Source organism: Sporolactobacillus sp. PKPK-6 (genome assembly GCF_056678885.1).
This window is the reverse complement of sequence record NZ_JBWXPA010000011.1, coordinates 1-259: the sequence shown is the minus strand read 5'-3', so window position 1 is coordinate 259 and position 259 is coordinate 1. Positions and strand designations below refer to the sequence as shown.

General features: G+C 56.4%; 1 rRNA gene. It reads right to left on the bottom strand.

Annotation, left to right across the window (positions count from 1 at the left end):
- Window positions 1–259: ribosomal RNA gene (locus AC1MBV_RS17220) — 16S ribosomal RNA — on the bottom strand; the annotation flags it as partial.

Below are 259 nucleotides of genomic sequence, written 5' to 3'. Positions count from 1 at the left end.
GCACGTTCTTCTCCGGCAACAGAGCTTTACGATCCGAAAACCTTCTTCGCTCACGCGGCGTTGCTCCATCAGACTTTCGTCCATTGTGGAAGATTCCCTACTGCTGCCTCCCGTAGGAGTTTGGGCCGTGTCTCAGTCCCAATGTGGCCGATCACCCTCTCAGGTCGGCTATGCATCGCTGTCTTGGTGGGCCGTTACCCCGCCAACTAACTAATGCACCGCGGGCCCATCTGTCAGTGATGGCCGAAACCATCTTTCA